This window comes from uncultured Parabacteroides sp., from assembly GCF_905196875.1.
Lineage (GTDB): Bacteria > Bacteroidota > Bacteroidia > Bacteroidales > Tannerellaceae > Parabacteroides.
This window is the reverse complement of record NZ_CAJJWO010000032.1, coordinates 50,371-56,946: the sequence shown is the minus strand read 5'-3', so window position 1 is coordinate 56,946 and position 6,576 is coordinate 50,371. Positions and strand designations below refer to the sequence as shown.

At 44.1% G+C, this 6,576-nt stretch carries 5 protein-coding genes; all 5 read right to left on the bottom strand.

Annotated features, from left to right (window positions below):
* A partial coding sequence (locus QZ076_RS12230) for an FAD-dependent oxidoreductase (RefSeq protein ID WP_293713591.1) occupies nucleotides 1-1,003 on the bottom strand: 1,003 nt, incomplete at its 3' end.
* Between the two features lie 105 nt (nucleotides 1,004-1,108).
* Complete coding sequence (locus QZ076_RS12225) at nucleotides 1,109-1,864, bottom strand: LytTR family DNA-binding domain-containing protein (RefSeq protein WP_293713588.1); 756 nt, start codon at nucleotides 1,862-1,864, stop codon at nucleotides 1,109-1,111.
* A gap of 8 nt (nucleotides 1,865-1,872) precedes the next feature.
* Nucleotides 1,873-4,488, bottom strand: a complete 2,616-nt coding sequence (locus QZ076_RS12220) for a histidine kinase (protein WP_293713587.1) — start codon at nucleotides 4,486-4,488, stop codon at nucleotides 1,873-1,875.
* 168 nt (nucleotides 4,489-4,656) lie between these two features.
* Complete coding sequence (ybeY, locus tag QZ076_RS12215; protein ID WP_293713586.1) at nucleotides 4,657-5,091, bottom strand: rRNA maturation RNase YbeY; 435 nt, start codon at nucleotides 5,089-5,091, stop codon at nucleotides 4,657-4,659.
* A 137-nt stretch (nucleotides 5,092-5,228) separates the two neighbouring features.
* Nucleotides 5,229-6,461, bottom strand: a complete 1,233-nt coding sequence (locus tag QZ076_RS12210) for a spore maturation protein (RefSeq protein ID WP_293713585.1) — start codon at nucleotides 6,459-6,461, stop codon at nucleotides 5,229-5,231.
* Between the last annotated feature and the right edge of the window lie 115 nt (nucleotides 6,462-6,576).

Below are 6,576 nucleotides of genomic sequence, written 5' to 3'. Positions count from 1 at the left end.
AAATTTGAATATCCCTGAATGCCGGGATGGCTTGTAATGCACGCAGCTGAATGTCTAATGGGAGAGAGGAGGAGAAGCCATTCAGGTAATATTCCTGTGTCGTTTCACCTTCCGGCTCCAGAAACAGCTGGTGTTGTGTTTTATCTGCGAAGGTCACGATCTTTGTTTCTATACTCGGACAGTAGCGCGGGCCGATACTCTGGATCTGTCCATTATACAGGGGAGAGTCGGGGAGGCCTTCGCGAAGGATTTCATGACAAGCTTCATTGGTGAATGTCGTCCAGCAGCTAAGCTGTTTTAAAGGACGCGGCTGGAAGTCGAGGTATGAGAATTTGTGGAAGTCATTTTCTCCCGGTTGTTCCCCCATTTCATCGAAATGTATGCTACGACCGTCGATCCGGACGGGTGTTCCTGTCTTCATCCTTTCAGATCTAATGCCTGCGGAAACCAACTGTTCTGTGAGTCCTGTGGCTGCCGGTTCGGAGATACGTCCGCCACGTAATTGCGTGCGTCCTATATGCATCAATCCGTTTAGAAATGTACCGTTGGTTAGAACCACGCTTTTAGCTCGAAATTCAACGTTCATATTGGTCTTAACGCCACAAACGGTATTCCCGGCAAGTAATAGCTCCTGAACGGTATCCTGCCAGATATATAGATTCGGAAGGTTTTCCACGATCCCCCGCCAGCAGTCGATGAAGCGGGCACGGTCGCTTTGGGCACGCGGGCTCCACATGGCTGGTCCTTTGCTTCGGTTCAGCATACGGAACTGAATAGCGGTACGGTCTGTAACAATACCCATATACCCTCCCAGTGCATCAATCTCACGAACGATCTGTCCTTTGGCAATACCGCCTACGGCCGGATTGCAACTCATCTGTGCAATCTTGTTCATGTCCATTGTGATAAGAAGCGTTTTTGAACCCAGGTTGGCGGCAGCTGTTGCGGCTTCACAGCCTGCATGACCGGCACCTACCACGATCACATCGTAATTGAAAGTCATTGTCGTAATTATCTTTGTTTCTTCTGCAAAGATAGTTATACTCCGCCTTTTAGTCATCATCCCAAAGGATATTTTGCTTATGCTTTGTTTCGTTAAAGGTTTCGGTCATAATTCCTTTAAAACATCCATCACGTAGTTTCGCCGTTGCCGAGAGATAGGAATGGATGATCCGTCTTTCATGCGGATATATCCTCCGTCACTTTTGATGAAACTTTTAATCTCATCCAGGTTGATCAGATGGGATTGATGTACGCGCAAAAAATGATAGGGGATTAATAGTTCGTCAAATTCTTTTAATGTTTTGGAGACAATCAGTTTCTCACCTGTCTTTAGATAGAAAGTCGTATAGTTGCTCTCCGATTCGCAACGGATGATGGAGCCGATCTCTACAAACTCTATTTTATCGGCGACAGACAGTGCTATTTTCTTTTGTTTGTCTATCGCCCGTGTGTTCTGCAGGAGGTTCTGCATCCGTTTGTTTTCCTGTTTCCGCAAGACTACCTGGACGGCTTTGTCTACGGCATGTGTCAGTTCTTCCGGGTCGATTGGTTTCAATAAATAGTCGAGTGCGCTGAAACGGATTGCCTGAATCGCATAGCTGTCGTAGGCGGTTACAAAGATCACCTCAAAAGGAATATCAGGCAGACTTTCCAGAAGGGAAAAACCGGTGTCGTCACCCAGCCGGATATCCAAAAAGAGGATATCCGGTTTTGCTTCGGGTAGGACGGTAAGAGCTTCCGTAACGGAACTGCAGATGGCTGATATGCTGATTTGGGGGCAATAGGTCCCGATCATACGGAGCAGGTTCTCTCGGTTACCCTGCTCGTCATCTACAATTGCTGCGGTTATTTTCGTGTTCATATTTTGCGTTATAAAGGAATGGATAGCCGGACATGGCAACCGGAAACAGCTTCTTTTTCCTGCCTGTTTTCGATTGTAACGCCGATTTCCGTATTGTACAAAGTCTTTAATATTTCAAACTCGCTGCTGACGGCACGGATACCGAAACCTCCGTTCTCTTCTGTTTTCAGTCCGGGACCATCGTCGGTAATGTCGATTATCAATAACTGGTTTTGCAAAGATAATCGAATTGTGATCTCTCCGGTACCGCGTGGAGCTATTCCGTGTTTAACTGCATTTTCAACGAAGGGTTGTATCAGCATTCCCGGAATCTCGATCGTATCCGGCTGAATGTTTTCGTCTACTGTCAGGGAGTAGGAGAAAGGGAAACGAAGTTGTTCGAGTTTCAAATATAACTGTAGCTGCTCGATCTCGTCGGAGAGGGGAACAAGTTTCTTTTCGGATGTGGCCAGCACCTTTCGCAGTAAGCGGGAGAAGTCGATCAGATATTTATTTGCCTCCTGATTGGCGGAGCGATTGATTAGATTCTGTATCGAGCTTAGTGCATTAAAGATGAAATGCGGGTTCATCTGGGAGCGGATAGCACGGAGCTCGAGTTCGCGGATACGGCGGCGGTTGAGTTCTTGCTTCTGTTTGTTTTTGTTCCGGAAATAGAAAATAATACCGACGATGGCAGCGAGTAGAAGTGCGCCTAAGACACCTTCTTTGAATCCTTTTATGAAATCGTTGAAGGATTTGTCTTCTCTGCTCAGGTCTTTTTTTACTAAATCGATGATTGTGTCTATGTCAAAATCCCAGAGTCTCCGATAGAGAATAGTTCCGTCTTCGCGCATCAGAATGGTGAGTGGGTAGATACCCTTAGACTTTAAATCTTGTACTTGCTGGCTGGGTATAGCTTTGTATGGCTTTACCTTTTCTGCATTATGAGAGGAGAACTTTGAATATAGTTCGAGTTGTATGGTCGAAGTTAGTCCTTCCGCTTCAATACGCTGTTTCAAGTCGAGTGCGTTTTGAAGATTATTGGCGGGAAGACCATCCCATGTCAATAGTTGTAACAGGATGTATTTCCGGTCGCTTCCTTTCTTCAGATGAAGGCTGTCGGCTATAATAAGATCGGTTTCCCTGATATCTTTTCCGGCTTCAAAAGGCAACAGTTTGTTGTATGTTTTTTTCAGGTCGTTTGTCAGGCTGGTATCCGGGCAGGAGTTGATAAAATCGTTATAATCCGCTTCCAATTCGGATAGCATTTTTTCACCCATTAAAACCTTTAGATTAACTTTGTTTACTTGATATTTTGGATAACCGGAAAGGATTTGTTTCGTTAATAGATAGTCTTCCTGTGGGGTTAATTCTTTCTGCTTGTTCAAGCGTAGGTTATCTGATTTGAGTTCTTGCTTTTTGTAGATTGAATACCTATACAAAAAATAATAATAATTTGCAGCATTCACTTTTTTCAAGCTGTATGCATAATCGATAAGTGGATTGAGCGATGCAAAGTGGGGGGCTTGCCAGTTAAGTAAACCGCTTTTATGCCACGTTTCTTTGTCGGTGGCATGCATATAGTAGGTGAGGATAGCTTCTCCTTTGAAATACTGTTCCGTGCGTTCGAATACCTTTCGCCAATAGGGGTCTATCTTTCCAAAATCTTTCTCTAAGACAATTTGAAAAAGGGCATTACGGGACTGGAAGGCTTTTTCCATCTGTTCGGGTTGTTTGAGATCGAAAACAAATATGTCGGACTCATAGAGATTGGCGAACCGTCGATAGCCGTATTGGAAGTTGTTTTGCTCGTTTCCTCGTCCTTCGTAACGGATGCGATGTGTATCTATATATAGTTTTTTGTCCTGAACAATCGAATCTCCGGGAGTTAGTAGTAGAGTTTTTTGTTCTCCGACTTTGTATTCTGTCGGGTAGGGGATAAATATTTTTTTATGAACAGTTGAATCTCCGGATGTGTCGAGATCTAAATTACAGCAGGTAAATTCCGTATTCGGTGGAAGAGGGAAGGAGGCTTCGATAATTCGTGTATTGGGTGTCGGAAAGCTAGGTAGATCCTCTTTCCATCCGGTCAGAAGATCGTTGGCTGTCGAAGTAACCAGCTTGTCCAGATTTAAAGAATCCTGAACAGATATATCCGTATTGGCTGATAATCCTTCTTGCCTTACTCCAAAAGGAATATACGTTTTCGAATAGGAGTAGAGTGAGTTCGTTCTGTCGAATGTGAGTGCTTTTCCGCTTTTCCGATCGTATGTGACATGTAGAATCTGTTTGTCTGAGGCGCTGTCTTTAAAACCGAAATCCTGCTGGTAACGGCTGTCGAAATAATAAAATCCCTGTTTCTCTTTGTCATTGTAACAATCATACAGGTTATCCAGCGTATAGTCGATAGAAATGGATTTATCTGTTCTATCCGTTACTGTTGCCCGGATAATGACCCTTCGGATATTCTCTGCTCTCCAGGGAATTTCTTCTTTAATCCCCGGTGCTACATAGGGATAATAATGAACGGACTCAAAAGTTAACCAATCCCCCTTTTTAAGAGAATCGGGACTGTAAGGAGTGAATGTTTCCGCCCATCCGCTCCACGCCAGGCATACGAATAGAAATAAGAGTCTTGCTTTCATAACTGTAAATTTAAGATGAAAAATCAGATTACAGACCAAATGTAGAAAGAAAGACTTCCGAATGGCCGGGAAATGAGTGAATGGAGGGTTTGGGTGAGAATCTGTCACAAAGAATAGTTTGCTTATCCTTTGTTTCATTCCCAAGGTAAATCTATTTCAAACTTCTCTTCAACTCTCCCGGCATTCCTCCGGCAAAATAGCCAAAGCCTTATTCTCATTTTCTTCCATGATCTCCCTCTCTCCCGGTCCTTTGTCGTTGATGCCGCACAGGTGGAGAATTCCGTGGATGATGGTACGGTGTAACTCTTCGTTGTAGTCGGTTTTGAATGTTTCCGCATTCGTCTTTACCGTATCCAGGCTGATGAAAAGATCTCCCGATATTTTGTTGCCGCTGGTGTAATCGAAGGTGATGATATCGGTGTAATAATCGTGTTGCAGGTACTGGCGGTTTACTTCCAGTATCTTTTCATCAGAGCAAAAGATATAGCTGATATCTCCAGTCTTTTTACCGTATGTTTCTGCAACGGCCTTTATCCAGTTGCCTACTGCTCTTTTCTTAATGGCAGGGAGTTCGATATCCTCTGCGTAAAATGATATTGCCATATTGCTATTGTTATTCTTATTTCTTACTCTAAATGATATGTTAAAAAATATTAGTCTTAATACTAATTACAATTAGTCGTTATATTAATCCCAATTACCCGCTATACTAATATCATTTTGATAGTTGGTGAATCCTGTTAGGCGAAGAACAGATAGGTTAGCGAAATGGCTGCAATAGCCCCTATCAAGTCTGCCAGTAAAGAACATTGTATGGTATAACGCGTATTGCGTATGCCGACACTTCCATAATACAGAGCCACGACATAAAAAGTCGTATCTGTCGAACCCTGTACGATCGAAGCCAGCCGTCCCACGAACGAGTCGGCACCGTACGTATTCATCGCATCCAACATCATCCCGCGTGCCCCGCTACCGCTTAACGGCTTCATCAGGATGGTCGGTAATCCGCCTACGAAATCAGTATTGAGACCCAGCACACCGACACCCACCCGAATGCCTTCGATGATAAAATCCATCGCACCTGAAGCACGAAACACCCCTATCCCGACCAGTATGGCTACCAGATAGGGAATGATCGTTATCGCTGTCTTAAATCCTTCTTTTGCCCCTTCAATGAACGTGTCATATACATTGATCTTTTTACGGATGCCGCTAACGATAAAACCGCAGATGATCGTAAACAGCAAAGTGTTTGCAAACAAAGTCGAGTAAAGCGACACCTGTTCCTGCTCCAACGAATTGAACAGCCAGACCAATCCGCCTATAAAAACTGCCAATCCACCGAAGAAAAGTAATAAATTCTTCTGAAGAATATTGATTCGTTGTTTGATGCAGACGGCCAGTATAGCTACCAGTGTAGATGAAAACGTAGCCAGCATGATCGGCAGGAAAATGTCTGATGGATTGACTGCCCCCATCTGTGCCCGGTACATCATGATGGTAATCGGGATCAGTGTTAGTCCTGACGCATTGATACAAAGGAACATGATCATCGGGTTGCTGGCCGAGTCCTTTTCGGTGTTCAGTTCCTGTAGCTGCTGCATAGCCTTCAAGCCCATTGGCGTTGCCGCATTATCCAGCCCCAGTAAATTTGCAGAGATGTTCATGAAGATCGAGCCCGTCACCGGATGCTCTTTCGGTATGCCTGGAAACAACTTACTGAAAACCGGTGCCCCCAGCCGGGCAAACGACTGGATCACTCCCCCCTTTTCACCGATCTTCATGATACCCAGCCAGAGCGATAAGATCCCCGTCAATCCGAGAGATATCTCAAACCCTGTTTTGGCAGAGGCAAAAGATGAATTGATGATTTCGGTAAATACCGCCGTGTCTCCGGCAAAAATCAGTTTCCCCAGCGCGACAACGAAAGCGATAAGAAAGAAGGCAATCCAGATATAGTTTAAAACCATAGATCAATAGTCGTTTATTTTACTAAATGTTTTGACAAAAGTAGCAATTCTTCTTTGTATTAAAGGGCTGTTTGTTTAAATTTGACGGCTGATAAAGAAAATAATATACACAAGA

Bases quoted from the DNA above. Each gene is read 5' to 3' on its own strand.
- ybeY (WP_293713586.1), bottom strand. From the start codon at position 5,091: ATGGCAATATCATTTTACGCAGAGGATATCGAACTCCCTGCCATTAAG.
- QZ076_RS12220 (WP_293713587.1), bottom strand. From the start codon at position 4,488: ATGAAAGCAAGACTCTTATTTCTATTCGTATGCCTGGCGTGGAGCGGA.
- QZ076_RS12210 (WP_293713585.1), bottom strand. From the start codon at position 6,461: ATGGTTTTAAACTATATCTGGATTGCCTTCTTTCTTATCGCTTTCGTT.
- QZ076_RS12225 (WP_293713588.1), bottom strand. From the start codon at position 1,864: ATGAACACGAAAATAACCGCAGCAATTGTAGATGACGAGCAGGGTAAC.